This is a genomic window from Streptomyces sp. TAA040, assembly GCF_000424845.1.
The window spans coordinates 46,466-71,880 of the sequence record NZ_AUKR01000009.1; the positions used below are offsets into that span (position 1 = coordinate 46,466).

Here is a 25,415-nt window from a genome sequence, read left to right on the forward strand (position 1 = left end):
CGGCGCCCGCTTGTGGTGCGCACGTTGAGGATGTGGTGACCACCTCGGGGAGATAGCCGGGAGATGTCCATCACGGGCTGGAAGTGATCGGCAGTTCACTTGTAGTGTCGTCGGATGATCGGGATTCCGGGTTCTCGGGCCCCGCACCGGCTCCACCGCCCATCCGTCCGTGAGGACAGCGATTGATGACAGCGCAGACCCTGACCGCGCGCCGACGGGCGGAGCAGTTCTCACCGCGACCGGCCCTGCGGGCTCTGCTGGTCTCGGTACTCGTCACGGGTTCGGCCTGCCTGGTGGCGGTCCTGACGGCGCCGGAGGCCGTGCGCGTCCCGCTCGCCTGGGGCGCGGGGGCCGCGGCCGTGCTGCTCTGCGCAGCCGCGGTGGCCCTCGCCCTCCAGCAGGAGCGCAACCGGCTGCTGCGGTCCCGGATCGCGGACATGGAGCACGACTCGGCATGGCTCGCCGAGGACACCGTGCCCGCGCTGGTCCGGCTGCTGCGGGACGGCGCGTCGCCGGAGTCGGCGCTCGCCGCTGCGCCCGTGCCCGCGGCCGAGTCGCACCGGCAGGTCCTGCGGACGTTCGCCGAGGAGCTGGGCCGCAGCGAGGGCGGACGGGCGGCGGCCCTGTCGGCCTGCGCCAGCGCGGCCGGACGCATGCAGGCGCTGGCCACCGGGATGCTCGCCGACCTGCGGGAGATGGAGCACCGGCACAGCGACGAGGCGGTGCTCGGCGACCTGCTCCACCTTGACCACCGGACCGCACAGTCGGGACGGCTGGCGGACAGCGTCGCCGTGCTGACGGGTGCCCGTTCCGGCCGCCGCTGGGCCAAGCCGATCGTGATGGAGAGCATCCTCCGCGGCGCGATGGGCCGGATCGCCGCCTACCAGCGGGTCCGTACGCACTCCACGAACGGACTGGCGGTCGCCGGGCACGCAGCCGAGGGCGTGATGCACGCACTCGCCGAGATCCTCGACAACGCCGCCAACTTCTCACCGCCCACGGCCGAGGTCCACGTGTATGTGGAGGAGGTGCCGAGCGGGGTGGTCATCACGGTGGAGGACAGCGGCCTGGTGATGAGCGACTTCGCCCTGCGCCGCGCCGAACGCGCTGTCTCCGGTGAACCGCTGGACCTCGCCACCCTCTCCGGTACCCGTCTGGGGCTGGCGGTCGTGGGCTGCCTGGCCCGCAAACACGGCCTGACGGTCTCCTTCCGCCCCTCGGCCCGCGGCGGAACCGGCGTGCTGGTGCGCATCCCGCAGGAGCTGATCACCCAGCCGCGCCCCGCCGGTGACGTGCCGCGCCGCGGCGCGGGGACGGCGGTTGCCGGGGCCTCCGGGCCCGCCGCTCCGGCACCGGACGCGGCGGACGCGCCGTCCGGCGGCACGCGGCGCGGCGCGGCGCTCCCCCGCGCCCTCGCGGGCCGGGGGGCGCCGAGCGACAAGAACCCCGACAACGGCACGCCGCGCAACGGGACCGCGCGCGGCGACGCCGCCGCGGCTGCCGCCGCTCCCGGCGTGCCGGGCGGGGACCCCGGCGCCACCGCAGCCGGTACGCCCGGCCCCGAGGGGACGCGGGCGGCGCGGCTGCCGAGGCGCGACCGGCCGGGCGACGAGGAAGCGGCGCACGGACGGGGAAACGCCGGAGGCACCGAGTCGCCCGCGGAGTTCGGTGAGAGCGGACTGCCCAGGCGCCGCCGGGGACGGACGCTGGCGGCCGCCCGGGCCGCGGAGAGGCGCCCCGGGGCGTCCTCCGCTGCGCCCCGGGTGCGGTCGGCGGCCGAGTCCGCGGCGCGCTTCGGTGTGTTCCGCCGGGCACTCCAGGGGAAGGGAGAGGACACCGGCTCGTTCCCGCTGCCCGCCCCGGTTGCCGCGACGGAGAGCCCGGCCGGCATCCCGTCCGATGGCCCGGAGCCGCCCCCCGCGGAGGTCCCGGACACGGCCCCCGCCGACGGCGGAGTGTCCGCCGCACGCTCGGGGCCGCCCGCCCCCGCGGCGGAACACCCCGCCGAACGACCCGCCGCGGACCACGCGTCCGAGATGTCCGCAGAACCCGCCGCCCCTACGGGACCGGCGACTTCACAACCGGAGGACGACACCCGATGACTGCACCATCCCCGAGGGCATCGCAGGACCTGCCCGGCGCGGGTTCGGCCGGAGAGCTCGACTGGCTTCTGGAGAGCCTGCTGAAGCGGACCGCTGGAGCCCGGCACGCCCTGGTGCTGTCGCGTGACGGACTGAAGCTCTGCCAGACCCCCGAGCTCACCACGGACCGGGCCGACCAGCTCGCCGCGATCGCCGCCGGAATCCAGAGCCTCTCGCAGGGCGCCTCCATCGAGTTCGGCGACGGCACCGGCGGCGTCCGGCAGGCCATGACCGAGTTCTACGGCGGCATCCTGTTCATCGTGGAGGCCGGCGAGGGCGCGCACCTCGCCGTCGTGGCGGAGGAGAACGCCGACGTCGGTCTCATCGGCCACAACATGAACGAGCTCGTGGAGCAGTTGGGCGAGCACCTGAGCACACCGCCCCGGTCCTCGGGCGAACGCAGCGGGGCGGTGTGAGCAGGCCGGGCCGGGACGACAGCCCGGACCGGCTCTACACCGTCACCGGCGGGCGCAGCCGGGCCGACTCGGAGGCGTTCGACCTCGTCACCCTGGTGGTCAGCGAATGCGAGCCGACGGCCGGGATGCAGTCCGAGCACGCCGCGATCCTCGCCCTCTGCCGTGACCCGACGGCCGTGGTCGAGCTCGCGGCGGACCTGGCGCTGCCGGTGGGCATCGTACGGATCCTGCTCTCCGACCTGCTGGCCACTGGCCGGATCACCGCGCGGCACCCCCGCACGGTCCGCGGCCAGGCACATCTACCCGACCCCACCCTCCTGGAGCAGGTGCTCGTTGGACTCCGCAACCTCTGAACACGCCGTGCGCGCCCCTCTGCTGAGAACCGCCGACAACGGGCTGAAGATCGTCGTGGTCGGCGGGTTCGGCGTGGGCAAGACGACGCTGGTCCGCTCGGTGAGCGAGATACGCCCGCTGAACACCGAGGAGACGATGACCCTCGCCGGACAGGGCGTGGACGACCTGAGCGACGTGCGGGACAAGCGGGCCACCACGGTGGCCTTCGACTTCGGCCGCATCAGCCTCGATGACCGCACGGTCCTCTACCTGTTCGGCGCCCCCGGGCAGGAGCGGTTCTGGTTCCTGTGGGACCGGCTCTTCAGCGGCACCCTGGGCGCGGTGGTGCTGGTCGACACCCGGCGGCTCGCCGACTCCTGGTACGCGATCGACCGTCTGGAGGCCTTCGGCACGCCGTTCATCGTGGCCCGCAACGACTTCGGCGGGCCGCCGCATACCCCGGAGCAGGTCCGGGAGGCGCTGGACCTCTCGCCGGACGTGCCGCTCGTGGACTGCGACGCCCGCTCCCGGGCGTCGAGCAAGGAGGTCCTGCTCACGCTGGTCGAGCACCTGCACGCGCTGTCAACCGCCCGGGAGACCGCCCCGTGACCACCCCGCACCCTTCCGACACCCCGCCACCGGCCGCAGCGCCCGACCCGGCGTCCGCGTCCGCGCCCGAACCGGCGTCCGGGCCGCCGGCGGGCTGCCCGGCCCACTCCGGCGCGGTGCCGATGTCCGGGCCCCGCTTCCTGACCGAACCGGCGCGGCTCTACCGGGAGATGCGCCGGGAGCACGGCGGTGTGGTGCCGATCGAACTGCTCGGGGGCTTCCCCGCCTGGCTGGTCATCGGCTACCGCGAGCTGCACCGGGTCACCGGCGACCCGGAGTTGTTCAGCCGCGACTCCGAACTGTGGAACCAGTGGCCGTACATCCCGGAGGACTGGCCGATGCTCCCGATGATCGGGCACCGGCAGCCGTCCATCCTCTACACCGTCGGCGAGGCGCACCGGCGCCGGCACGCGATGGTGAGCGAGGCGCTGGCCGGAACCGACCACATCGAGCTGCGCCGCCGCTGCGAGCGGTGGGCCGACCGCCTCGTCGACGACTTCTGCGGCGCGGGCGGGGCCGAACTCGTCGGCGACTACGCCACGCTGCTGCCGGTGCTGGTGCTGACCGTGCTGTTCGGCTTCCCCGAGGAGGAGGGGCCGGCGCTCGCCACCGCGCTGAACGACCTGGTCGACGGCGGCGAGCACGCGCTCCGCGGCCAGCAGTACGTGCTGGCCGCCATGCAGCGGCTCGTCGCGCAGAAGAAGCGGGCGCCCGGTGCGGACACGGTCTCCCGGATGCTGGCCCGCCCGTCGGGCTTCTCCGAGGAGGAACTCGTCGAGGACCTCATGGTGATGGTGACCGCCGGCCATCAGCCGACGGCCGACTGGATCGGCAACTCGCTCCGGCTCATGCTGACGGACGACCGGTTCGCGGCGTCGCTGTCCGGCGGCCGGCACAGCGTGGCCGAGGCGATGAACGAGGTGCTGTGGGAGGACACCCCCAGCCAGAACGTCGCCGGGCGCTGGGCCGCCCGGGACACCCGCCTGGGCGACCGGCACATCCGGCAGGGTGATCTGCTGGTCCTCGGGGTGGCCGGGGCGAACGCCGACCCCCAGGTGCACAACGACCGCATCGCCACAGGCGGCTTCACCGGCGGGAACAGCGCCTTCTTCTCGTTCGGCCACGGGGAGCACCGCTGCCCGTTCCCCGCACAGGAGATCGCCGAGGTGATCGCCCGGACCGGCATCGAAGTGCTGCTCGACCGGCTGCCGGACATCGACCTCGCCGTCCCCGAGCAGGAGCTGTCCAGGCGCCCCTCCCCGTGGCTGCGGGGCATGGCGGCCCTGCCCGTCCACTTCACCCCGACTCCCACCGCAGGAGGAACCCGATGAGCTGCCCCGCCGGACCGGCCGACAGCATCGTGCTCGACCCGCTGGTGCGCGACCTGGCGGGTGAGGGGGAGCGGTTGCGGGCCGCGGGCCCGCTCGCCCGGGTGGAGCTTCCCGGTGGGGTCGGAGTGTGGGCGGTCACCCGGCACGCGGAGGCACGCCGGCTGATGACGGACCCGCGGCTGGTGAAGGACCTCGGGGCGTGGGGGGCCTGGCAGCGCGGGGAGATCACCCCCGAGTGGCCGCTGATCGGGCTGGCGGCCCCGGGGCGCAGCATGCTGACGGTGGACGGTGCCGAGCACCGCAGGCTGCGGGCCAAGGTCGGTCAGGCGCTCACGCCGCGCCGGGTGGGGCGTCTCGCACCGGGCATCGAGACGATCTCCTCCCGGCTGCTCGACGCGATGGAGGAGCAGGTCCGGGTCCAGGGACCGGACACCCCCGTCGATGTGAAGGCCACCTTCGCCTACCCGCTGCCGATGGGGGTGATCAGCGAGCTGATGGGCATCGGCTCCTCGCTGCTGCCCCGCCTCCGGACGCTTTTCGACAGCTTCTTCGACATCCGTACCCCTCCGGAGGAGCGGGGAGCGGTCCTCGGGGAGCTGAGCGAGCTGTTCGGCGCGGTGGTCGCCGAGCGGAAGCGGAACCCCGGTGATGATCTGACGAGCGGTCTCCTCCTGGCCGACGAGGGCGGTGAGCCGCTCACCGACGAGGAGGTCGTCAACACCCTCCAGCTCATGGTGACCGCCGGGCACGAGACGACGATCAGCCTGATCGTCAACGCGGTGCGCGCCCTGCTGAACCATCCCGCCCAGTTGCGCCTGGTCCTCGACGGCGAGGTGTCCTGGGACGCGGTGGTGGAGGAGACCCTGCGCTGGGACAGCCCGACCTCGCACGTGCTCATCCGGTTCGCCACCGAGGACGTCGAGGTGGGTGACGCCGTCCTGCCGAGGGGCGACGCGCTGATCACCTCGTACGTGGCGATCGGCCGCGATGAGCGGCAGCACGGCGCGGACGCCGGCGCCTTCGATGTCACCCGCGCCGAGAAGCGCCACATGTCGTTCGGGCACGGCCCGCACGTCTGCCCCGGGGCACCGCTCTCCCGGCTGGAGGCCGGTATCGCCCTGCCCGCGCTCTTCGCCCGCTTCCCCGGGCTGTCGCCCGCCGTGCCGGACAGCGCGCTGCGCAACAAGCCGGTCCTGACGCAGAACGACCTCTACGAGCTCCCCGTCCTGCTCACCGGCGGATTCGGCTCGGGCGACAGGCGGGACGGGACCGGCCCGGTCGCCGGGGCCTGACGCCTCCTGCCGGGTGCCGGGCGGCGCCCGGGACCTCGCAGGGCTCTACACCTGGAGCGGCTTGGCGAAGCAGCGGCTCTCCTCGGTGTGCCGGTAGACGCCGAACTTCGCGCACGGCAGGTAGCCGCTGGAGCTGTAGAGCGCGAGGGCCTCGGGCTGGGCGATGCCCGTCTCCAGCACCATCCTGGTCCGCCCGGCCGCCCTGGCGTCCTCCTCCAGCGCGGCGAGGATGCGCCGGGCGAGCCCGCGGCCCCGCGCGTCCTCGACCACGTACATCCGCTTTATCTCGGCGTCGCCGTCCCGGTAGAGCTCCTCGCCGCTGTCCTGCGAGCGCCAGCCGCCGGTGGCCACCGGGCGCCCCTCCCTGTCGTACGCCAGCAGGAACCGGCCGTTCGGCGGCTCGAACATCTCCGGGCTCAGCGGAGTGACGTCGCCGTCGCTCCCGTACCGGGCGGCGTACTCCAGTTGCACCTCGGCGTCCAGTTTCCGGGCGTCGGGGTGGTCACGGGGAAGGGTCACGATCTGCATGAGTGCATCGTATGTATCGTGCAGGGATGCTCAAGGTGACCTCGGTGAACGTGAACGGGCTGCGGGCCGCGTCCAGGAAGGGCTACCTGCCCTGGCTGGCGGAGGGGGACGCGGACGTGGTGTGCCTCCAGGAGGTGCGCGCCGAGGGGGGCCAGCTCACCGCCGAGGTGCGGGAACCCGCAGGGTGGCACGCCTTCTACGCGCCGTCCTCGGCCAAGGGCCGGGCCGGTGTGGCGCTGCTCGCTCGGCGCGAGCCTGACGCGGTGCGTACCGGGTTCGGGGCGGCGGAGTTCGACGGCTCCGGCCGTTATCTGGAGGCGGACCTGCCGGGCCTGACGGTCGCCAGCCTCTACCTGCCCTCGGGCGAGGTCGGCACCGAGCGGCAGGACGAGAAGGAGCGCTTCATGGCCGCCTTCCTGCCCTACCTCAAGGAGCTGCGCGAGCGCGCCGCCGCCGACGGGCGCGAGGTGCTGGTCTGCGGCGACTGGAACATCGCGCACCAGGAGGCGGACCTGAAGAACTGGAGGGCGAACCGGCGGAACGCCGGGTTCCTGCCCGAGGAACGCGCCTGGCTCTCCCGGGTGCTCGACCGGGGCGACGGCGGCTACGTGGACGTGGTGCGGCGGCTGCACCCGGACCAGGCGGGCCCGTACTCCTGGTGGTCCTACCGGGGCCGCGCGTTCGACAACGACTCCGGGTGGCGCATCGACCTGCTCGCGGCCACGGCCGGGCTGGCCGACCGCTGCGTCAAGGCGTACGTGGAGCGGGCCGCCACGCACGAGGAGCGCTGGAGCGACCACGCCCCGGTGACGGCCGTCTTCGACCGCTGACCCGCAGGCCGCGGGGCCGCCGGGGTGCCGCGGCGGCCCCGCGGCGGCCCGGTGGGGTCAGCCGGCGACGAAGCTGGGGCGCGGGCGGAAGCCGGCCGCCCGGTAGCAGTCGTCGATCAGGGTCATGGTCCGCACCGCGTCCTCCGGGTCCAGCGGCAGTGCCGTGCCCTCCCGCAACCGGGCCGCGAAGGCGTCGAGCTGGTACGCGTAGGTGCTGCGCCGACCCAGTTCCTCGGTCCGGGTGCCGGCCGCGGTCGTGATCTCCACCCGGTCGTCCAGGTCGGGCTGGATCCAGTTCAGTGCCCGTGCCTCGCCCGCGGAACCGGTGATCCGCAACTCCCAGCGGACGGCGTCGCCCGCCATGTTGCAGCGCGCGGAGGCGGTGGCGCCGCCGGGGAACTCCAGCTCCGCGTCGAGCCACTCGTCCACCCCGGGGCAGTCGGCCCGCTCGCCGCCGCTGGCCGCGACCAGCTTCGGGGCGCCGCCGCCCCAGGGGGCGAGCCGGCGGACCGCGTGCAGGCTGTAGCAGCCGATGTCCATGACGGCGCCGCCGGCCAGCTCCAGCGACCAGCGCGGGTCGCCTTCGGCGGGCGCCGGCATCGCCATCGACACCTCGACGTGGCGCAGTCCGCCCAGTTCGCCGGTATCCAGCAGCTCGTGCAGACGCCGGGTGACGGGGTGGAACAGGTAGTGGAACCCCTCCATCACCACCACCCCGGCGGCCTCCGCGGCGTCCCGCACGTCGGCGGCCTCGGCCGCGTTGCTGGCCGAGGGCTTCTCGGTCAGCACGTGCTTGCCCGCCCGGACCGCCGCGAGGTTCCACGGCCCGTGCAGGGCGTTGGCGAGCGGGTTGTACACGGCCTCCACCTCGGGGTCGGCCAGCAGGTCGGTGTAGGACTCCAGCACCCGCTCCACGCCGTGCTTCGCGGCGAACGCCTCCGCACGGCCGCGGTCGCGCGCGGCCACCGCCACGAGCCGGTGGCCGGTGAGCCGGGCGGGGGCGACGAGCGCCTTCTCGGCGATCCGGGACGCGCCGAGGACGCCGATGCGCAGGGGTTCCATCCGAGCTGCTCCCTCATGGGTTCCGTCGCTGTCGCGGCGACCGGGCGCGGTGCCCCGACCGGGCCCATGGTAGATCAGGCGTTCCCGGGCGGATCGGCCTCGGCCGCTGCCCGCGGGCTGCGGCCCTCCTGGCCGCGCAGCCAGTCGTCCACCGCGGTGCGGACCCTGCGGTCGAGCGCCATGGCCAGTTCCGCGTCCACGACCTGCTTGGCGTACGGGCGGAGCTGCTGTACGGAGGCGGCGACGGCCTCCGGCTCGCGTCCGGTCTCCAGCAGCCGGGTGCGGATCAGCTCGGCGAAGACGGTGGCGATGGCCTCCACGTGGGTGCGCACGTCCCGGCCCACGTCCAGCACCGCGGACAGCGGGACGCCCTCGTGGACCAGGGCCGAGGAGGCCTCCAGGAGACGGCGGCTGACATGGACGAGGTGGTCGCCCTCGACGGCGAGGTAACCGAGGTCCAGGGAAGCGGAGAGGTTCTGCGTCGAGTCGTCGCCGGGGAACCAGCCGGCCAGCTCCTCCGGGGTGAGGCGCACCGGCGTCTCCTCGGAGAAGGAGGGGGTCAGGGTGTCGCCGAGGCCGAGGAGTTCGGCCGCGCTGCGGGAGTCGCGCCCCTTCTCGAAGGCGGCCAGCAGTTCGGCGATCCCGCCGAGGGTGTGGCCGCGGGCCAGCAGGGCGCCGATGGTGCGCAGCCGGGCCAGGTGGTGCGCGTCGTACCAGGCGATCCGGCCGTCGCGGCGGGGCGGCGGCAGCAGTCTCCGCTCCCGGTAGAAGCGGAGTGTCCGGGGGGTGATGCCGGCTGCCTCGGCCAGTTCGGCCGCCCGGTACTCGCGTCCCGCGGGCTCCTCGCGCTGCGCGGCCGCTGCCGTGCCGGGGGAGGACCGGTCGCCTCTCGCGGGCCGGTGATCGCTGTTCTGTTCGGTATCGCCCACCCGGCCAGCCTACGGGCTGCCCCACGCTTCCCGGCGGGCGTACGGGTTCCGGGAGGGAGGTGCAACCGGTGGTAACTTTTCGCCCCCGCCCCCTCCCCGTCGGTAGAGAGCTGTCCTACGCTGCAACCGTGCCAGTGATTACTGGCGCGTTTGGGCGACCTCGGGAGGCGGCGTGACCGAGTACGAGCGCGAGCACGTGCGGGTGGCGGTGATCGGCAGCGGCTTCGGCGGCCTGGGCGCGGCGGTCCGGCTCCGCAGGACCGGTGTGACGGACTTCGTGGTGCTGGAGCGCAGAGAGGCGGTCGGCGGCACCTGGCACGACAATACCTATCCGGGCTGCGCCTGCGACGTGCCCTCGCACCTCTACTCGTTCTCCTTCGCCCTCAACCCGCGGTGGCCGCGCAGCTTCTCCGGGCAGGAGCACATCAGGGCCTACCTGGAGCACGTCACCGACCGGTTCGGGCTGCGCCCGCACCTGCGCTTCGGCTGCGAGGTCCAGCAGGCCGCCTGGGACGGCGAGGAGCTGCGCTGGGTGGTGGAGACCAGCCGCGGCACCCTGACCGCGGACGTGCTGGTCTCCGCGACCGGTCCGCTCTCCGACCCCAGCATTCCGGCCATCCCCGGTCTGGAGGGGTTTGAGGGCAAGGTGTTCCACTCGGCCCAGTGGGACCACGACTACGACCTGCGCGGCAAGCGGGTCGCGGTGATCGGGACCGGGGCCTCCGCCATCCAGATCGTCCCGGCGATCCAGCCGCTGGTGGAGCGGCTCACCCTCTTCCAGCGCACCCCGGCCTGGATCATGCCGCGGGTGGACCGCCGGATCACCGCGCCCGAGCAGTGGGTCCACGCCCGCTTCCCGGCGACCCGCAGGCTCCGCCGCAGGCTGCTGTGGACGGTGCGGGAACTCCAGGTCGGGGCGTTCACCCAGCGCACCGGGCTGCTGCGGGCCGTGGAGCGGCTGGCGAGGAGGCATCTCGAACGGGCGGTGGACGATGCCGGCCTGCGTCGCCGCCTCACCCCCGACTACCGCATCGGTTGCAAGCGCATCCTGCTGTCCAACGGCTTCTATCCGGCGCTTATCCGGGAGAACACCGAACTGGTCGCCTCCGGCCTCCGCGAGGTCAGGGGCAGCACCCTGGTCGCCGCCGACGGGACCGAGGCCGAGGTGGACGCGATCGTCTTCGGTACCGGGTTCCATGTCACGGACATGCCCATCGCCGAGCGGGTGAGGGGCGCCGACGGCCGAACGCTCGCCGAGGCGTGGTCGGGCGGCATGGAGGCACTGCGCGGCACCGGCGCCGCCGGATTTCCCAACTTCCTGACGATCATCGGACCGAACACCGGGCTGGGCAACAGCTCGATGATCCTGATGATCGAGGCACAGCTCGCCTACCTCGGGGACTTCCTGGGCAAGCTGGACCGACTGGGCGGCCGGGCCGCCCTCGACCCCCTGCCCGAGGCGGTGACGGCCTGGAACGACTTCGTCCAGCAGCGGATGCGCCGCACGGTGTGGAAGACCGGCGGGTGCGAGAGCTGGTACCTGGACGCGAACGGCCGGAACAGCACCATCTGGCCCGGCACCACCGCCGAGTTCCGCAGGGCCACCGCGGAGGCACGGCTCACGGAGCACCGGGTGCTGCGCCCGCCCGCCCCCGGTGCGGCGACCGTCCCCCGCAATGCGGCCGCCCCCGGCACGGCGCCCGCACGCACCGGCACCGGCGACGGCACCGGCAAGGAGACCGCGGCATGACCAGACACCCGCACGTCCTCACCGGCCCGTTCGCACCACCCGCACCGGCCTCCGAGCTCACCGTCCGCTCCGCGGACGGAACCTCGCTGCACGTCGAGGTGCACGGGCCGTCCGAGGGTCCGACGGTGGTGCTCGTCCACGGCTGGACCTGCTCCACCGCCTTCTGGTCCCCGGTGGTCCGGCGGCTGACCGGCACCGGCCACCGGGTCGTCCTCTACGACCAGCGCGGCCACGGACGCTCCCCGGCCGGCTCCGGCGAGCGGGCCGCCGTGTGCAGCACCTACGCACTCGAGGACGACCTCTGCGCGGTCCTGGACGCCACCCTCTCCGAGCGCGAGCGGGCCGTGCTCGGGGGGCACTCGATGGGCGGCATGACGCTCATGGCCGCGGCCGGACGGCCGCAGCTGCGCGAGCACGCCGCCGCGCTCCTGCTGTGCAGCACCGGCGCCCGCCGGCTGCTCGCCGAGTCCCGGGTGCTGCCGCTCCGCTCGGCGCGCGGCAGGACCCGCGCCCACCGGCTGGTGCTCGGCTCCCCGATGCCGCTCGGACCGGTCACCGCCCTGTCCCGGCGCCTGCTGCGGTACGCCACCATGGGCCCGGGCGCCACCGCAGAGCAGATCGAGGCCTGCGCCCGGATCGTCCACGCGTGCCCGAGCCGGGTCCGGCGCGCCTGGAGCGCGGTGCTCGGCGCCCTCGACCTGGCGGCGAAGGTCCCCGGGCTGACGGTGCCGACGGCGGTGGTCGTCGGCAGCCGGGACCGGCTCACCCCGCCGATGCACGCCCGCGAACTGGCCACGGCGCTCCCGCACTGCACCGCCCTGCACGAACTGCCCGGCGCCGGGCACATGACCCCGATCGAGGAGCCGGACGCGGTCGCGGACGTGCTGCTCGGCCTCACGAAAGCCCACCTGGGCCGGTCCGGCCGCGTACGGCCGCTCACCCGCCCGTCGAAGGAGACCTCGTGACCCGGTGGGACTGCACAGGACAGGTCGTCGTGGTGACAGGCGCGGCCCGTGGGGTCGGGGCGCTGCTGGCCGAGCGGCTGGCGGCCCGCGGCGCGCGGATCGCGCTGCTCGGCCTCGAACCGCAGGAGCTGCGGCGGGTCGCCGCGTCGCTCGACCGGGCACACGGCGACGGGACCGCCGCACCGTGGCACGTCGATGTCACCGACCACGTAACGATGGAGCGGGTCGCGGCCGAGGTCGCGACCCACTTCGGCCGGGTGGACACCGTGGTCGCCAACGCGGGAGTGGCGCTCGGGGGGCCCTTCGCCGACTCCGACCCCGCCGCCTGGCGCCGGGTGATCGAGGTCAACCTGGTCGGCGGGGCGGTCACCTGCCGGGCGTTCCTGCCGGCGCTCGCGGAGTCGCGCGGCTACTTTCTCCAGATCGCCTCGCTGGCGGCCGTCACCCCAGCCCCGATGATGACGGCCTACTGCGCGTCGAAGTCCGGAGCGGAGGCCTTCGCGCACAGTCTGCGGGCCGAGGTCGGCCACCGCGGGGTCCGGGTCGGCGTGGGCTACCTGAGCTGGACCGACACCGACATGGTGCGCGGCGCGGATCAGGACGACGTCCTGCGGGACGTGCGCGGCAGCCTGCCGTGGCCGACGAACCGGACGTACCCGCTGGGCCCGGCCGTCGACCGGATCGTCGCCGGCCTCGAACGGCGCGCACCGCATGTATACGCCCAGTGGTGGCTGCGCGGCATGCAGGCGGTCCGCGGTGGCCTGCCGTCGGTCGTCGGGGTGCTGGGCCGGCGGGAGATGGCGAGGATCGCCCCACGGCTGGCGGCGGCCGGCGGAGTGCGCCGCGGGCTGGTCGGTGCGGGTGGCGCGGCGGACGAGCAGGAGTGCGGCGGCAGCCGGCCCGGGCGCGACGGCAGTCACTGACCGCGCCTGAGGGGCGCGCCTCCCGCGGGAGGCGCGCCCCTCAGGCGCGCGGGAGCCGACCGGCGGACGGCGCGGCGGTGACTGCGCCCACCGCCCGGGGCGGCCCCGGGCGGTGGGCTCAGCGCTCGTCCCACTTGTCGCGCATGTCGTCCATCCGGTCCTCGGCCTCCGGGCGCTGGTCCTCGACCTTGTCCTTCATGCCGGAGTCGGACTTCTTGCCGCCGCGGTCCTTCATGGCGGCCTTCGCCTTGTCGGCCGCCTCCTGCGCCTTGTCCCTGAACTGGTCTGCCATGCCCATGGGGGTCACTCCCTGGTCTGCGAGGGTCTGCGGATCGGACTCCGACCAGGGTGACACGGTATGGCAAACGCCGCATTTCGGGTGCAGAGGCTCGGGGTGCCGTGCCTCCCGCTCACTCGTCGGCCCCGTCGGACGGCGAGCGGGGCGGGAGCGCGGGGCGACGGCGGTCCGGCACCGTGCGGTAGTCCGGAGGTGTCCGGGGCGGGTGGCGCTCCAGCAGGTCGAGCGCGGTGCGCACGGCGGTGCTCAGCACCCGGTAACGTCCCTCGGCCCAGTCCAGCGGAGTGCGCTCCGCCTCGATGTCCGGGTCCACGCCGTGGTTCTCCACGTCCCAGCCGTATTCCTCGAACCAGGCCGCGTTCATCGGGACGGTGAGGACCGTCCCGTCGCCGAGACGGTGCCGGCCGGTCGTCCCGACCACTCCGCCCCAGGTGCGGGTGCCCACCACCGGTCCGAGCCCGAGCAGCCGGAACGCGGCGGTGATCATGTCCCCGTCCGAAGAGGTGGCCTCGTCGGCGAGCGCCACCACCGGTCCGCGCGGCGCGTCCCCGGCGTACGAGACGGGCTGGGCGTTACGGGTGAGGTCCCAACCGAGGATCGTCCGGGTGAGCTTCTCGATCACCAACTCGCTGATGTGCCCCCCGGCGTTGCCCCGGACGTCCACGATCAGCGCAGGCCTGGAAACCTCCATCCGCAGGTCGCGGTTGAACTGGGCCCACCCGGAGCCGCCCATGTCGGGGATGTGCAGATAACCGCACCGGCCGCCGCTCAGCTCCCGCACCACCCGGCGGCGGCTGGCCACCCAGTCCTGGTAGCGCAGCGGCCGTTCGTCGATCAGCGGGACGACCGCGATCCGGCGCGGAGGGCCGCGGCCCTCCGCGGTGCGGAAGGTCAGCTCCACGGTGGTGCCGCCGGCGGCGGCCAGCAGCGGACCGGGGCCGGCCACCGGGTCCACCGGGCGGCCGTCGACCTGGAGCAGGGCGGCTCCCTCCCGGATGCCCGATCCGGCCAGCGGCGACCGGGCCCGGGAGTCGGACGAGTCGCCGGGCAGGATGCGGGCCACCTGCCAGTGGCCGTCCCTGGCGCGGGTGAAGTCGGCGCCCAGCATCCCGATCGGGCGCTGGTGGTGGGGCGGGCCCTCGTTGCGCCGGGCGGGCGCGACGTAGGCGTGCGAGGTGCCGAGCTCGCCGAGCAGCTCGCGCAGCAGGTCGGCGAACTCGTCCGGTGAGGCGACCCGCTCCACCAGCGGCCGGTACTGGTCCAGGACGGCGTCCCAGTCGATGCCGCACATCGAGGGCTCCCAGAAGTAGGCCCGGGTGATCCGACCGGCCTCCGCGAAGGCCCCCCGCCACTCCGCCGCGGGGTCCGTCTCGTGCAAAATGCGGCGCAGGTCGAGGTGGACCGTCGAGTCGCCGTCGGCCGGTTCGTTCGCGGGGACCGCGCCGAGATCGCCGCCGTCATTGACCACCAGCCGGGTGCCGTCCCCGCTTACTGCGAACCAGTCCACGTCGCTGGTGAGCTCGGTGCGCTTGGCGCGCACCAGGTCGAAGTGCTCCAGGGTGGGGCGGCCGGAGGTATCGGCCGGGTTGGCGAAGGTCTCGCCCAGCGCTCCCGAGATCGGGTAGCGCAGCCAGAGCAGGCCGCCGCCCGCCACCGGGCGTAGCGCGGAGTACTTCGACGCCGTGACCGGGAACGGCGTCACCCTGCTGGCCAGGCCCTCCGCCTCGACCGTGACGGTGCCCTCCGCGTTCGCCGGCGCGGACGCGGGCACGGGGTCCAGGCCGCCGGCCGCGGGACGGCCCTCGGGGGAGAGCGCGAACGGCGAGGGGGTCGCCGAGGACAGCGGCACCAGGTAAGGGCGGCAGCCGAGCGGGAAGGAGAGGTCGCCGGTGTGCACGTCGTACACCGGGTCGAAGCCGCGCCAGGACAGGAAGGCCAGGTAGCGCCCGTCCCGGGTGAAGACCGGCTGCTCGTCCTCGAAACGGCCGTCGGTGACGTCCAGGATCCGCTGGTCCGAGATCCGGGCGATCCGGATCTGCCGCAGCGAGCGGCCGATCCCCGGGTGGGCCCAGGCCAGCCACCGCGAGTCCGGCGAGAACGCCAAGTCGTGCACCGGCCCGTTGACGGAGGTGATCAGCTCGACGACGTCCTCGGAGTCCTCGGTGCTCGCGGTGTGCTCCGCGTCCCCGGTGCGGGCCTCGGCCGTCCCGTCCGGCTCCCCGGCCTCGGCCGTCCCGTCCGGGTCGGCTGACCCGGCCGTCTCCGCGGGGACCGGGACGAGCAGCAGCCGCCCGTCGTGGGTGGCCACCGCCATCGTCCGTCCGTCCGGTGCCGCGACCAGCTCGTGCACCCGGCCCAGTCGTCCGGCGGCCAGCCGCCGGGGTGCTTCGCACCCGGTGGCCCGGGGGAGCCGGGCGACCTCCAGCGCGTCCCGACCGGCCGCGTCGGTGACGTAGGCGATCCGGCCGCTGTCGCCGAGTATCTCCGGGTACCGGACCCGGACGCCGGGGGTGTCGGTGATGGTGCGCGCGGGGCCGTCGCGGTGCGTCAGCCAGTACAGGCTGCCGCGCACGCACACCGCGCTCGCCCGGCCGGTGGTGTCGACGGCGAGCGAGTCCAGGTGGGCCGCCGCGGGCACCTGGTAGCGGCGCCGCCCGGTGCGCGGTCCGCCCAGCCGCACGTCGAGACGGCGCGACCGAGCTCCGGGGGAGAGGTCGTCCACCAGCCACAGCTCTCCGGCGCACTGGTAGACGATGCGCCGGCCGTCGCAGGAGGCGTTCCGCGCGTAGAAGTCGTCGTGGTCGGTGTGCCGCCGCAATCCGGTGCCGTCCTCCCGGCTGGAGTAGAGATTGCCGACGCCCTCGTGGTCGGACAGGAAGGCGATCCGCAGCTCGGAGCCGTGCCGCACGGGCATCGGGGAGTCCAGGTGGCCGGCCAGGCCGGGGAGCAGCCGGACCCCGTGCCACCAGAGCCGACCCCGGGCGCCGCCGCGGTAGCGCTTCCACGCGGCGGGTTCATGCGGCGGTTTCCCGGTCAGCAGCAAGGTCCTGCGCTCGCCGCGGTGCTCCGCGACGGCGATGTCCGCGCAGGGACCCCAGGGCAGCCGTCCGCCGGGGCTCCCGTCGGTGGGGAGCCGGTACGCCCAGGTGAAGTACGAGAAGGGCTGGCCGTGCGAGGCGACGGCCAGGACGTCGCTGCGGCCCTCGCGGTCAGGGGGCGTCCACCCGCACACCCGGGTGTCCGGGGCGCCCCAGTGGGTCAGTTGCCGCGCGGGGCCGCCCTCGACGGGGACGAGGTGGACCTCCGGGTCGAGGCTCCGCCAACTGGTGAAGGCGATCTGGCTGCCGTCCGGGGAGAAGCGCGGGGGTCCGGTCCGGGTCCGGTCGGCGGTCAGCCGCCAGGCCCTGCACGGTGCTGTGCCCGGTTCGGGGAGTGGGGCCACCCAGAGGTCGTCCTCGGAGGTGAAGCAGAGCAGGTCGTCGTGGAGGTGCGGGTACCGGAGATATGCGCCATCGCTCACCCGTCCCATGGTTCGGGTGCCGGATGTGCGGGGCAAGTCGTGATCGTGCTGTTCGCGCCGGGCGCGCGGCCGGATACGGCGGCTGCGCCGGGGCCGCGCCGGGGGGCTTGGCACGGCGGTCGGTGCGCGGTGCGCGCATCGCTACGGGGGCGTGCGGTGGAGCGTGTGCGCGGGAGAGCAATCGTGGCGGGCGTCCGGTCGGGGGCCGGTGTCAGACCTCGCGGAGCAGTTCGGCGAGGAGTCTGTCGATGCCCCGGTCGCCGTCCTCCTCGCCGAGGGGCACCAGGTCGTAGCTGCGCAGCAGGAAGCGGCGCAGTTCGGCGCTGTCGAACTCGATCACGGCCATGCCCGCGTCGGCGTGCAGCTCCACGACCGTGGCGCCGCGACCGTCCGGGCGGATCCGCACGTCACCGGGTCCGGCCGGTCCGGCCAGGCCCTCCTCCAGCAGGTCGCGGCCGAAGAACCAGACCGTCTCCTCGCCGTTCAGTGCACCCTCGCCCGGGAAGACGAGCTGGACGGCGATCGGGTCCCCGGTGTCGTAGCGCAAGCGCACCACCATCGTGCGCCCGCTGGGCGCGCTGATCAGCCGCGCCTCCACGGGCTGTTCCAGGTCTGCCGGCATCGCTCCTCCTTCGCTGGAATTCCTTCTCTTCCTTACGACCCGTAGGACGCCGCTTTCATTGCAGTTCTCACCACGATCGGGGTGTGAACTACCTCACATTCGCGCGGGTGCGGTGTCGATAAGCCGTAGGAAGGGGCGAAGGGTGCGAAGGGGAGCAAGGGCGTATTCGCGCGCATCGGGGCGCCGCGCTCCGGGTGCCGCCGGGGGCGTGGACGCGGCGCCCCGGCGCCGCGACACCCGGTGCGACTCGGGCGCTGCTCCGTGTGATGCGCTCTTGCACATGACTTGCAGGTGGTGCCTATCATCCTCCGATCGTATTTTCGCGCCCGGAGAGGCCAGTCACCCATGCATGTACCCGACGGATTCTTCAACGCCCCCGTCTCGGTTGCGACCGGGGTGGTCGCCGCGACGGCAGTCGCGGTCTCGCTGCGCGGCGCCCGTCGTGAACTGGACGAGAGGGTCAGCCCGCTGGCCGGCCTGGTGGCGGCCTTCGTCTTCGCCGTCCAGATGCTCAACTTCCCCGTCGGGGCGGGCACCAGCGGCCATCTGATGGGGGGAGCGCTGGCCGCGATCCTGGTCGGGCCCTACACCGGAGTCCTGTGCCTCACCGTGGTGCTGCTGATGCAGGCCCTGCTCTTTGCCGACGGCGGCCTGACGGCCCTCGGTACGAACGTCACCCTGCTCGGTGTGGTGGCCGTCGGCGTCGGCTACCCGCTGTTCCGGCTGCTCGCCCGGGTCCTGCCGCGCGGCCGGCGCTCGTTCACGGCGGCCTCCTTCGTCGCCGCTCTCGTCTCGGTGCCGGTGGCGGCCGTGGTCTTCACGGTGCTGTTCGCTCTCGGCGGCACGGCCGACGTCTCACTCGGCACGGTCTTCGCGGCGATGGTCGGAGTGCACACCGCCATCGGTATCGGTGAGGCCGTGATCACCGCGCTGACCGTCGGGGCGGTGCTCGCCGTCCGGCCCGACCTGGTGTACGGCGCCCGCGGGCTGCTGCACACCCCGCTGGTGCTGCGTACCGCTTCCGGCGGGACCGTCCCCGCCCCGACGGCGGAACTGGCCGGGTCGGAACCGGCCGCTCCCGGGAGCGCGGCCGGGGACACGGGGCGGGCCGGGCGCCGGAGCATCCGGCCGCTCTGGCTGGGCGGGCTGGCCGCCGCCCTGGTCTGCGCGGGCGTGGTGAGCTTCTACGCCTCCCAGGAGCTGGACGGGTTGGAGCGGGTCTCGACCGACAACGGATTCATCGACCGGGCCGAGGACCACGGGCTCGCCGACTCCCCGCTGGCCGACTACGGCATCCGCGACATGGCGAACGAGCGGCTCTCCGGTGGCCTGGCCGGCGTCATCGGCGTCGGGGCCACGCTCGCCGTCGGCACCGGGATCGCCGTGGCGGTCCGCCGCCGCAACGCGGGCGGGACGGACGCGGACCGCGGCGCCGTCGGCGCCGGGACGGACGGGGACGCCGGTGCCCCGCCCAGCGGCCGGGGCGGGTCGGCGGAGTCCGCCGACCGGACCTGAGATGGGCGGCGGAGGCGGACACGCCCACAAGCTGTACCGGCACGGGACCTCACCGGTGCACCGGCTCCCGGCGCACTGCAAGCTCGTCGGTGTCCTCGGCTTCGTGCTGTGCGTGGTGGCGACCCCGCGGGAGGCGGTGTGGGCCTTCGGCGGCTACGCCCTGCTTCTGGCCCTGGTCGCCGCGGCGGCGCGGGTGCCGCCCGGTTTCCTGCTCTCCCGGATGCTCATCGAGGTGCCCTTCGTCACCTTCGCGGTGCTGCTGCCGTTCGTGGCGGACGGCCCGCAGGTGGAGTGGTTCGGCGTCCCGCTCAGCGAGTCGGGCCTGTGGGGGGCTTGGAACATCCTGGCCAAGGGCACGCTCGGGGTGGCGTCCTCGGTGTTGCTGGCCGCCACCACCGACGTCCGCGCCCTGTTGCTGGGGCTGCAACGCCTCCGGCTGCCGCCGCTGCTCGTCGAGATCGCCTCCTTCATGATCCGGTACGGCGACGTCGTGACCGGTGAGTTGCGCCGGATGCGGATCGCCCGGCACTCCCGCGGGTTCACCGCCCGCGGCCCGCGCAACTGGGCGGTCCTGGCGAAGACGGCGGGAGCGCTGTTCATCCGTTCCTACGAACGTGGGGAGCGGGTGCACCTGGCCATGGTGAGCCGCGGCTACCGCGGCAGCATGCCGGTGCCGGACGCCGTACCCGCCTCCGGCCGCCAGTGGGGCACCGCGGTCTCGCTGCCGTTGGGAGCTCTCGCGGTGTGCGTGGTGGGATGGCTGACGTGACCCCGCACCGTGATCCCGCGCCCCCGCCCGACTCCGCGTCTGCTTCCGGCGCCGCGCCCGGTCCTGTGGCGGCCGCCGGGCCGCCTGCCTCCCTGGCGGTGGCCGGGCTCGCCTACGCCTACCCCGACGGTCACCAGGCGCTCTTCGGGGTCGACCTGACCGTGCGGCGCGGGGAGCGGGTGGCCCTCCTCGGGCCCAACGGCGCCGGCAAGACGACGCTGGTGCTGCATCTCAACGGCATCCTGACCGCCGGCGCCGGGACGGTCGCCGTGGCCGGGCTGCCGGTGGCCAAGGTCCACCTGGCCGAGATCCGGCGCCGGGTGGGCATCGTCTTCCAGGACCCCGACGACCAGCTCTTCATGCCCACCGTCCGGGAGGACGTGGCCTTCGGGCCCGCCGCCGCCGGGATGCGCGGACCGGAGCTGGACGCCCGGGTGCGGGAGGCACTGGAGAGGGTCGGGATGGCCGACGCCGCCGACCGTCCCCCGCACCACCTCTCCTACGGCCAGCGTCGACGTGTCGCGGTGGCGACGGTGCTGGCGATGCGCCCGGAGATCCTCGTCCTGGACGAACCCTCCTCGAACCTCGACCCGGCCTCCCGCCGCGAACTCGCCGACGTGCTGCGGTCGCTGGACGTCACCGTGCTCATGGTCACCCACGACCTGCCCTACGCGCTGGAACTCTGCCCGCGCTCGGTCGTGCTCAGCGACGGGGTGATCGCCGCGGACGGCACCACCCGCGAACTGCTCGAGGACACCGCACTGCTGCGCGCCCACCGGTTGGAACTCCCCTTCGGCTTCGACCCGACGGCCCTCCCGCTGCCCGGCCGCTGAGCGGGCCGGCGCCGAACGGGCCGGCGCCGCCGGGGCGTTCGTCCGGCGGGCGGTACGCGCCGCGCCGCGCCCGGACCCGGTACACCGCTCCGGTGCCGGACGTAGGACGATGGGCGGAGCAATACCAGCACTCGTCGTCGAGCAGGAGCGGAAGCACAGTGGCAAACGTCCAGGGCACGGTGGCGGACGGTTTCGAACCGGTCCGGGACGCATTCCGGCGCAACCTCACCGAGCGCGGCGACCGGGGCGCCGCGCTCTCCGTCTACCGGGACGGCCGACCGGTCGTCGATCTCTGGGGCGGCCTCGCCGATGCGGAGGCGGGCACGCCCTGGCAGGCGGACACCGTGCAGGTCATGCGCTCGGCCACCAAGGGCCCGGCCGCCGCCGTCCTGCACCTGCTGCACCAGCGCGGCCTGCTCGACCCGGACGCACCCGTCGGCACCTACTGGCCGGAGTTCAAGGCCGCGGGAAAGGAACGGGTACTCGTTCGCCAACTGCTCTCGCACCGCGCCGGCCTGCCGGTGCTCGACCAGCCGCTCAGCCCGGCCGAGGCGATCGACGGGGTCAGCGGCCCCCGCGCCGTCGCCGCCCAGGCGCCGGCCTGGGAGCCGGGCACCGCGCACGGCTACCACCCGCACACCTACGGCTGGTTGCTCGGCGAACTCGTGCTGCGGGTTACCAGCGTCCCGCTCGGCCGCTGGTTCGCCGAGCAGGTGGCCCGCCCGCTCGACCTCGACCTCTGGCTGGGCCTGCCCGACGCGGAGGCCCACCGGATCGGCCGGCTCAGCGAGGTGCCGGCCCCGCAGGCGCCGGCGGGCCAGGGCCTGCGGGTGCGTCCCAAGCGTACGGTGGCCGAGGCGTGGGAGGACCCAAAGTCGCTGACCCGGCGCGCCTTCGGCGCCGTCGAGCCGCGGTTCGACGAGAACGAGACGCACTACCGGGCGGCCGGACTCGCCGCCTCCGGCGGCGTCGGAACCGCCCGCTCCCTCGCCCGCTTCTACGCCGCGCTCATCGGACCCGTCGCCGGCCGCCGGCTGTACACCCCCGCGACCGTCACCGCCGCCCGCACCGAGGAGTCCGTCGGACCCGACCGGGTGCTGGTCGTCGCCACCCGTTTCGGCCTCGGCTACATGCTGCACAGTGCCGCCTCGCCGCTGCTCTCCGACGGGTCCTTCGGCCACCCCGGCCGGGGCGGCTCCCTCGGCTTCGCCGACCCGGACCACGGGATCGCTTTCGGCTATCTCACCGGGTCGATGCAGAAGTCCGTCACCTCCGACCCCCGGGCCCAGGCGCTCGTCCGCGCCCTGCGGGACTGCCTCCCCCGGAGCTGAGCCCTGCCCGCGACGGGCCGAGCCCCCCGCAGTCGCTCCGCCGGGGCGCCCCCGCCGGGCACCCCGGCGGAGCGCGTCAGGCCCCGGAGGGCGCGAGGAGAGCGGCGCCGGGGGCGGGTCCCGAGGCGGTACGGACGGTGCGGCAGGTGCCCGACGTCTCCAGCGTTGCGGCCACCTCGGCTGCCGTCCCGGCGTCCGCGGCCAGGAAGGCGCAGGTCGGACCAGATCCGGAGACCAGCCCGGCCGACGCCCCGGCGGCCTTCCCCGCCGCCAGCGTCGCCGCCAGCGACGGCCGCAGCGAGAGTGCGGCCGACTGGAGGTCGTTGCTCAGCACGGCCGCGAGCCGGTGGACGTCCCCGTCCCTCAGCGCGTCCAGCAGGGCGGGGGAGGGCTCCGGGTCGGGCACCGGCCGCTCGGCGGCAAGCCGGTCGAACTCCCGGTACACCGCGGGGGTGGAGAGGCCGCCGTCGGCGACCGCGAACACCCAGTGGAACTCCCCGGCGACCGGCAGCGGCGTGAGCAGGTCGCCGCGACCGCGGCCCAGGGCCGCCCCGCCGACCAGGGAGAACGGCACGTCCGAACCCAGCTCGGCGCACATCTCCAGCAGCTCGTCCCGGGAGGCGCCGGTGTCCCAGAGCGCGTCGCACGCCAGCAGCGCCCCGGCCGCGTCCGCGCTGCCCCCGGCCATGCCCCCGGCGACCGGGATGTCCTTGGCGATGTGCAGCGAGACGTCCGGCCGGAATCCGTACCGCGTGGCCAGCAGGTCCGCCGCCCGGGCCGCGAGGTTGCTGCCGTCCAGTGGCACCTGCGCGGCGTCCGGCCCGGAGCACGTCACCCGGACGCCGCCCGGGTCCCGTGCGGCGGAGGTGGCGGTCACCTCGTCGTACAGGCCGACGGCGAGGAACACGTTCGCCAGGCCGTGGAAGCCGTCCGGGCGGGCGGACCCCACCCCGAGCTGCACATTGACCTTGGCGGGCACCCGTGCGGTACGGCTCGTCATCCGGCTGCTCCCCGGTTCGGCGGTACGGCGCCCGGTGCGTCCGGCGCGCCTGTTGCGGCCCCCGCGGCCCCCGCGGCCCCCGCGGCCCCCGCGGCCCCCGCGGCCCCGGCGGTGCCCGGTGCCGCCGCGCCGCGGGCGGTGCCGGCCCGGCGGCGGCCGCCACGGGTCGGCGGGGCGTCCGCCCGGTCGGGACGGTGCTCGGCGACGGCCGCGAACTCCGCCACCGTCAGCTCCTCCCCGCGGGCCCGCGGGGACACCCCGGCGGCGAGCAGCGCCCCCTCGGCGGCGGCCGCCGAACCGGCCCAGCCGGCCAGCGCCGCCCGCAGCGTCTTGCGCCGCTGGGCGAAGGCCGCGTCCACCAGCGCGAACACCTCCTCACGGGAGGCGGCGGTGCGCGGCGGTTCGCGGCGCGCCAGGAAGACCAGCCCGGAGTCCACGTTCGGCGCCGGCCAGAAGACCTTCCGGCCGATGGACCCCGCCCGGCTGACCTCCGCGTACCAGCCGGCCTTCACCGACGGCACCCCGTACACCTTGGACCCGGGTGCGGCGGCCAGCCGGTCGGCCACCTCGGCCTGCACCATCACCAGCGTCCGCTCGATGCTCGGGAACGCCGCGAGCATGTGCAGCAGGACCGGCACGGCCACGTTGTAGGGCAGGTTGGCCACCAGCGTGGTGGGCGGCCGGCCGGGCAGCGCGTCGACGCGCATCGCGTCGCCGTGCACCAGCGCGAACCGGTCGGCGCGCTGTGGAAGCCGGGCCGCGACGGTGGCCGGCAGCGCCGCCGCCAGCACCTCGTCGATCTCCACCGCGACGACCCGCTCCGAGGACTCCAGCAGCGCCAGTGTCAGCGATCCCAGTCCCGGGCCGACCTCCACCACGGTGTCGTCCGGCCGGACCCCGGCGGTCCGGACGATCCGCCGGACGGTGTTGGGGTCGATGACGAAGTTCTGACCGCGCTGCTTCGTCGGCCGCACGTCCAGCGCGGCGGCCAGCTCGCGGACGTCGGCGGGACCGAGCAGCGGGCCCGGTTCCTCGGGCGCGGTGTCGGGGGCGGTGCTCACCCGTGCAGTTTACGGCCGCACACCGGCCACGGACTCGCCCCCCGGCGCACGTACAGTTTCTTGGCCCGGAACGTCTGCTCGGCGGCCGGGGCGTCCTGCGGCAGACCGCTGCCGCCCAGGCTCTGCCAGGTCCGCACGTCGAACTGGTAGAGGCCGCCGTAGGTGCCCGAGGCGTCCACGGCGTCCGCGCGCCCGCCGGACTCGCAGGCCGCCAGCGCCTCCCAGTCCAGGTGGTCGGCGTCCCGCACCGAGTCCGGGCGCGGTGCGGTGCCGATCCGGACGATCCGCGGACGCGGCTCGCGCACCAGCTCCGTGCTCAGCCGCCGCGGTTCCTGCCGGATCCCGTCGACCGTCCGCAGCCGGTAGGTGACCCGGCGCACGCCGACCTCGCCGGTCTGCTCGACGACCTCGGTACCGCGGAACAGCTCCGGATCGCGGCGGCGCTCGGTGCGGAACGGGACGGTCTCCTCATGGACCTCCTCGTCCGCGGTGATCCGCCGGACGGTGATCCGCCGGCCGTCGTGCGGGAAGGACTCCAGGTCCGCCGAGACGGTGTCCTCGCCGCGCAGCCGGACGCCCGCCTCGGCCAGCGCCTCCCGGACGGTCGCCGCGTTCGTCCGGATACGGTGCACCTCCCCGTCGGCGAGGACGACCGCACTGCGCTCGGTCAGGACGTCGATCGCCAGACCGTCCCGGCCGATCGGCCGGTTGTGGGAGACCGAGAGCACCGCGCCCTCCGCCCGCACGCCGAGCGCCCGCAGCGCGCCCCGCACGGTGCGGGCGGTGGTCCACACCCGCTGTCGTCGGCCGTCCAGCACCAGCGACACCGGTCTGCCGTACCGGACGGTCACGAGGTCGCCGTCCTCCACTTCCGCCCAGGGCCCCGGCACCACCATGTCGTGCGGGCCGGTCGCCACGTCCCACTCGGCCAGCACCTGCGCCACACTGCCGGCGAAGGTGCGCAACCGGGTCCGCTCACCGTCGACCCTCAGCTCGACGGTCTTGTCGTGCGCCACGAAGGCCGTGGTGCCGCCCGCCAGCATCGCCACCACGAGTACCTGCGGCAATAGCGTCCGCAGCAGCTCCGAAGCCGTGCCACGCGTCGCACGCCGGGCCGTGCGCCGGGCGGCGCGACCGTCCCGGGAGGCCGGTGCGGCGCCCGCCGACGGGCGCGCCAGCGGCGTCGCCGCCCCGATCCGGCGGGTGCCGCGCGCTCCGCGGCGGTTCCCCTGCGAATGGCTCACGCCGCACTCCCGGTGGTCCGACCCATGCGGGGCGGGACCCTAGCGGAGGCGCGGTCACTCTCCCCGTTCGTGCGAGTGCGGTGAGTAGTGGCGGGGTGTCGGGAACGGCGGCC

At 74.7% G+C, this 25,415-nt stretch carries 23 protein-coding genes; 14 read left to right on the forward strand and 9 right to left on the reverse strand.

What is annotated here, in order from left to right:
• The first annotated feature begins 185 nt into the window (after positions 1 to 185).
• The 6 genes from H300_RS25930 (at position 186) to H300_RS25935 (ending at position 6,122) form a co-directional block, all read left to right on the forward strand.
• Positions 186 to 2,102: an ATP-binding protein gene (locus H300_RS25930; protein WP_078515845.1), complete on the forward strand. Its 1,917-nt coding sequence runs from the start codon at positions 186 to 188 to the stop codon at positions 2,100 to 2,102.
• A complete protein-coding gene (locus tag H300_RS0109420; protein ID WP_037979712.1) occupies positions 2,099 to 2,557 on the forward strand; it encodes a roadblock/LC7 domain-containing protein in 459 nt (152 codons plus the stop codon). Before H300_RS25930 ends, H300_RS0109420 begins: the two co-directional genes overlap by 4 nt.
• A complete protein-coding gene (locus H300_RS0109425; RefSeq protein WP_028427236.1) occupies positions 2,554 to 2,910 on the forward strand; it encodes a DUF742 domain-containing protein in 357 nt (118 codons plus the stop codon). Before H300_RS0109420 ends, H300_RS0109425 begins: the two co-directional genes overlap by 4 nt.
• The gene (locus H300_RS0109430) at positions 2,891 to 3,499 is read left to right on the forward strand and encodes an ATP/GTP-binding protein (RefSeq protein WP_028427237.1); all 609 of its coding nucleotides are present in this window, start codon (positions 2,891 to 2,893) and stop codon (positions 3,497 to 3,499) included. Before H300_RS0109425 ends, H300_RS0109430 begins: the two co-directional genes overlap by 20 nt.
• Before the next feature lie 122 nt (positions 3,500 to 3,621).
• Positions 3,622 to 4,830 carry a cytochrome P450 family protein gene (locus H300_RS0109435; protein WP_037979771.1) on the forward strand — a complete coding sequence of 403 codons (1,209 nt, stop codon included), beginning with the start codon at positions 3,622 to 3,624 and terminating at the stop codon, positions 4,828 to 4,830.
• On the forward strand, positions 4,827 to 6,122 hold the full coding sequence (locus H300_RS25935; protein ID WP_051269832.1) for a cytochrome P450: 1,296 nt from the start codon (positions 4,827 to 4,829) through the stop codon (positions 6,120 to 6,122). The genes H300_RS0109435 and H300_RS25935 overlap by 4 nt, the downstream gene beginning before the upstream one ends.
• Before the next feature lie 45 nt (positions 6,123 to 6,167).
• On the opposite strand, the gene H300_RS0109445 is transcribed toward H300_RS25935, so the two are convergent.
• Complete coding sequence (locus tag H300_RS0109445; RefSeq protein ID WP_028427239.1) at positions 6,168 to 6,650, reverse strand: GNAT family N-acetyltransferase; 483 nt, start codon at positions 6,648 to 6,650, stop codon at positions 6,168 to 6,170.
• Positions 6,651 to 6,676: 26 nt separating this feature from the next.
• Between H300_RS0109445 and H300_RS0109450 the strand changes: the two genes are divergently transcribed.
• Positions 6,677 to 7,480 carry an exodeoxyribonuclease III gene (locus H300_RS0109450; protein WP_028427240.1) on the forward strand — a complete coding sequence of 268 codons (804 nt, stop codon included), beginning with the start codon at positions 6,677 to 6,679 and terminating at the stop codon, positions 7,478 to 7,480.
• A gap of 57 nt (positions 7,481 to 7,537) precedes the next feature.
• On the opposite strand, the gene H300_RS0109455 is transcribed toward H300_RS0109450, so the two are convergent.
• Both H300_RS0109455 and H300_RS0109460 read right to left on the reverse strand, forming a co-directional pair.
• Entirely contained in the window at positions 7,538 to 8,542 is a 1,005-nt protein-coding gene (locus tag H300_RS0109455) for a Gfo/Idh/MocA family protein (RefSeq protein ID WP_028427241.1), read from the reverse strand.
• A 74-nt stretch (positions 8,543 to 8,616) separates the two neighbouring features.
• Positions 8,617 to 9,471 carry a MerR family transcriptional regulator gene (locus H300_RS0109460; RefSeq protein WP_078515846.1) on the reverse strand — a complete coding sequence of 285 codons (855 nt, stop codon included), beginning with the start codon at positions 9,469 to 9,471 and terminating at the stop codon, positions 8,617 to 8,619.
• A 172-nt stretch (positions 9,472 to 9,643) separates the two neighbouring features.
• On the opposite strand from H300_RS0109460, the gene H300_RS25940 reads away from it, so the two are divergent.
• Genes H300_RS25940 through H300_RS32320 form a run of 3 tightly spaced genes read left to right on the forward strand, consistent with a single transcriptional unit; the run spans position 9,644 to position 13,109 of the window.
• Positions 9,644 to 11,221: a flavin-containing monooxygenase gene (locus H300_RS25940; RefSeq protein ID WP_037979714.1), complete on the forward strand. Its 1,578-nt coding sequence runs from the start codon at positions 9,644 to 9,646 to the stop codon at positions 11,219 to 11,221.
• Positions 11,218 to 12,186 (forward strand): alpha/beta fold hydrolase, encoded by a 969-nt coding sequence (locus tag H300_RS32315; RefSeq protein WP_028427243.1) that lies wholly within the window; start codon positions 11,218 to 11,220, stop codon positions 12,184 to 12,186. Before H300_RS25940 ends, H300_RS32315 begins: the two co-directional genes overlap by 4 nt.
• Positions 12,183 to 13,109: an SDR family oxidoreductase gene (locus tag H300_RS32320; RefSeq protein WP_028427244.1), complete on the forward strand. Its 927-nt coding sequence runs from the start codon at positions 12,183 to 12,185 to the stop codon at positions 13,107 to 13,109. Before H300_RS32315 ends, H300_RS32320 begins: the two co-directional genes overlap by 4 nt.
• 118 nt (positions 13,110 to 13,227) lie before the next feature.
• Here the strand turns inward: H300_RS32320 and H300_RS0109480 are convergent, their stop codons facing one another.
• The 3 genes from H300_RS0109480 to H300_RS0109490 all read right to left on the reverse strand — a co-directional run bounded on the left by H300_RS0109480 (position 13,228) and on the right by H300_RS0109490 (position 17,549).
• A complete protein-coding gene (locus tag H300_RS0109480; protein ID WP_028427245.1) occupies positions 13,228 to 13,407 on the reverse strand; it encodes a hypothetical protein in 180 nt (59 codons plus the stop codon).
• A 112-nt stretch (positions 13,408 to 13,519) separates the two neighbouring features.
• Entirely contained in the window at positions 13,520 to 16,927 is a 3,408-nt protein-coding gene (locus H300_RS0109485) for a S41 family peptidase (RefSeq protein ID WP_028427246.1), read from the reverse strand.
• A 211-nt stretch (positions 16,928 to 17,138) separates the two neighbouring features.
• Positions 17,139 to 17,549, reverse strand: a complete 411-nt coding sequence (locus H300_RS0109490; RefSeq protein ID WP_028427247.1) for an SsgA family sporulation/cell division regulator — start codon at positions 17,547 to 17,549, stop codon at positions 17,139 to 17,141.
• 345 nt (positions 17,550 to 17,894) lie between these two features.
• On the opposite strand from H300_RS0109490, the gene H300_RS25945 reads away from it, so the two are divergent.
• From H300_RS25945 to H300_RS0109510, 4 genes are all read left to right on the forward strand, one after another.
• Positions 17,895 to 19,064, forward strand: coding sequence for an energy-coupling factor ABC transporter permease (locus tag H300_RS25945; RefSeq protein ID WP_051269834.1), 1,170 nt, complete (start codon positions 17,895 to 17,897; stop codon positions 19,062 to 19,064).
• 1 nt (position 19,065) lies between these two features.
• A complete protein-coding gene (cbiQ, locus tag H300_RS0109500; protein WP_028427248.1) occupies positions 19,066 to 19,833 on the forward strand; it encodes a cobalt ECF transporter T component CbiQ in 768 nt (255 codons plus the stop codon).
• A complete protein-coding gene (locus H300_RS0109505) occupies positions 19,821 to 20,666 on the forward strand; it encodes an ABC transporter ATP-binding protein (RefSeq protein WP_078515847.1) in 846 nt (281 codons plus the stop codon). Before cbiQ ends, H300_RS0109505 begins: the two co-directional genes overlap by 13 nt.
• A gap of 158 nt (positions 20,667 to 20,824) precedes the next feature.
• The gene (locus H300_RS0109510) at positions 20,825 to 21,997 is read left to right on the forward strand and encodes a serine hydrolase domain-containing protein (protein WP_028427250.1); all 1,173 of its coding nucleotides are present in this window, start codon (positions 20,825 to 20,827) and stop codon (positions 21,995 to 21,997) included.
• A 76-nt stretch (positions 21,998 to 22,073) separates the two neighbouring features.
• Here the strand turns inward: H300_RS0109510 and H300_RS0109515 are convergent, their stop codons facing one another.
• The 3 genes from H300_RS0109515 to H300_RS25955 are packed head-to-tail and all read right to left on the reverse strand — an operon-like array spanning position 22,074 to position 25,302.
• Positions 22,074 to 22,997, reverse strand: a complete 924-nt coding sequence (locus H300_RS0109515; RefSeq protein ID WP_028427251.1) for a 4-(cytidine 5'-diphospho)-2-C-methyl-D-erythritol kinase — start codon at positions 22,995 to 22,997, stop codon at positions 22,074 to 22,076.
• Positions 22,994 to 24,058: a 16S rRNA (adenine(1518)-N(6)/adenine(1519)-N(6))-dimethyltransferase RsmA gene (gene rsmA, locus H300_RS25950; protein WP_078515848.1), complete on the reverse strand. Its 1,065-nt coding sequence runs from the start codon at positions 24,056 to 24,058 to the stop codon at positions 22,994 to 22,996. The genes H300_RS0109515 and rsmA overlap by 4 nt, the downstream gene beginning before the upstream one ends.
• Complete coding sequence (locus H300_RS25955; protein ID WP_051269836.1) at positions 24,055 to 25,302, reverse strand: resuscitation-promoting factor; 1,248 nt, start codon at positions 25,300 to 25,302, stop codon at positions 24,055 to 24,057. The genes rsmA and H300_RS25955 overlap by 4 nt, the downstream gene beginning before the upstream one ends.
• Positions 25,303 to 25,415 lie beyond the last annotated feature (113 nt).

Coding starts and splice junctions, on each gene's coding strand:
- H300_RS0109445 (WP_028427239.1), bottom strand. CDS start 6,650: ATGCAGATCGTGACCCTTCCCCGTGACCACCCCGACGCCCGGAAACTG.
- H300_RS25945 (WP_051269834.1), top strand. CDS start 17,895: ATGCATGTACCCGACGGATTCTTCAACGCCCCCGTCTCGGTTGCGACC.
- H300_RS0109490 (WP_028427247.1), bottom strand. CDS start 17,549: ATGCCGGCAGACCTGGAACAGCCCGTGGAGGCGCGGCTGATCAGCGCG.
- H300_RS0109515 (WP_028427251.1), bottom strand. CDS start 22,997: ATGACGAGCCGTACCGCACGGGTGCCCGCCAAGGTCAATGTGCAGCTC.
- H300_RS25930 (WP_078515845.1), top strand. CDS start 186: ATGACAGCGCAGACCCTGACCGCGCGCCGACGGGCGGAGCAGTTCTCA.
- H300_RS0109480 (WP_028427245.1), bottom strand. CDS start 13,407: ATGGGCATGGCAGACCAGTTCAGGGACAAGGCGCAGGAGGCGGCCGAC.
- H300_RS0109420 (WP_037979712.1), top strand. CDS start 2,099: ATGACTGCACCATCCCCGAGGGCATCGCAGGACCTGCCCGGCGCGGGT.
- H300_RS32315 (WP_028427243.1), top strand. CDS start 11,218: ATGACCAGACACCCGCACGTCCTCACCGGCCCGTTCGCACCACCCGCA.
- H300_RS0109455 (WP_028427241.1), bottom strand. CDS start 8,542: ATGGAACCCCTGCGCATCGGCGTCCTCGGCGCGTCCCGGATCGCCGAG.
- H300_RS0109450 (WP_028427240.1), top strand. CDS start 6,677: ATGCTCAAGGTGACCTCGGTGAACGTGAACGGGCTGCGGGCCGCGTCC.
- H300_RS0109505 (WP_078515847.1), top strand. CDS start 19,821: ATGGCTGACGTGACCCCGCACCGTGATCCCGCGCCCCCGCCCGACTCC.
- H300_RS25935 (WP_051269832.1), top strand. CDS start 4,827: ATGAGCTGCCCCGCCGGACCGGCCGACAGCATCGTGCTCGACCCGCTG.
- cbiQ (WP_028427248.1), top strand. CDS start 19,066: ATGGGCGGCGGAGGCGGACACGCCCACAAGCTGTACCGGCACGGGACC.
- H300_RS0109435 (WP_037979771.1), top strand. CDS start 3,622: ATGTCCGGGCCCCGCTTCCTGACCGAACCGGCGCGGCTCTACCGGGAG.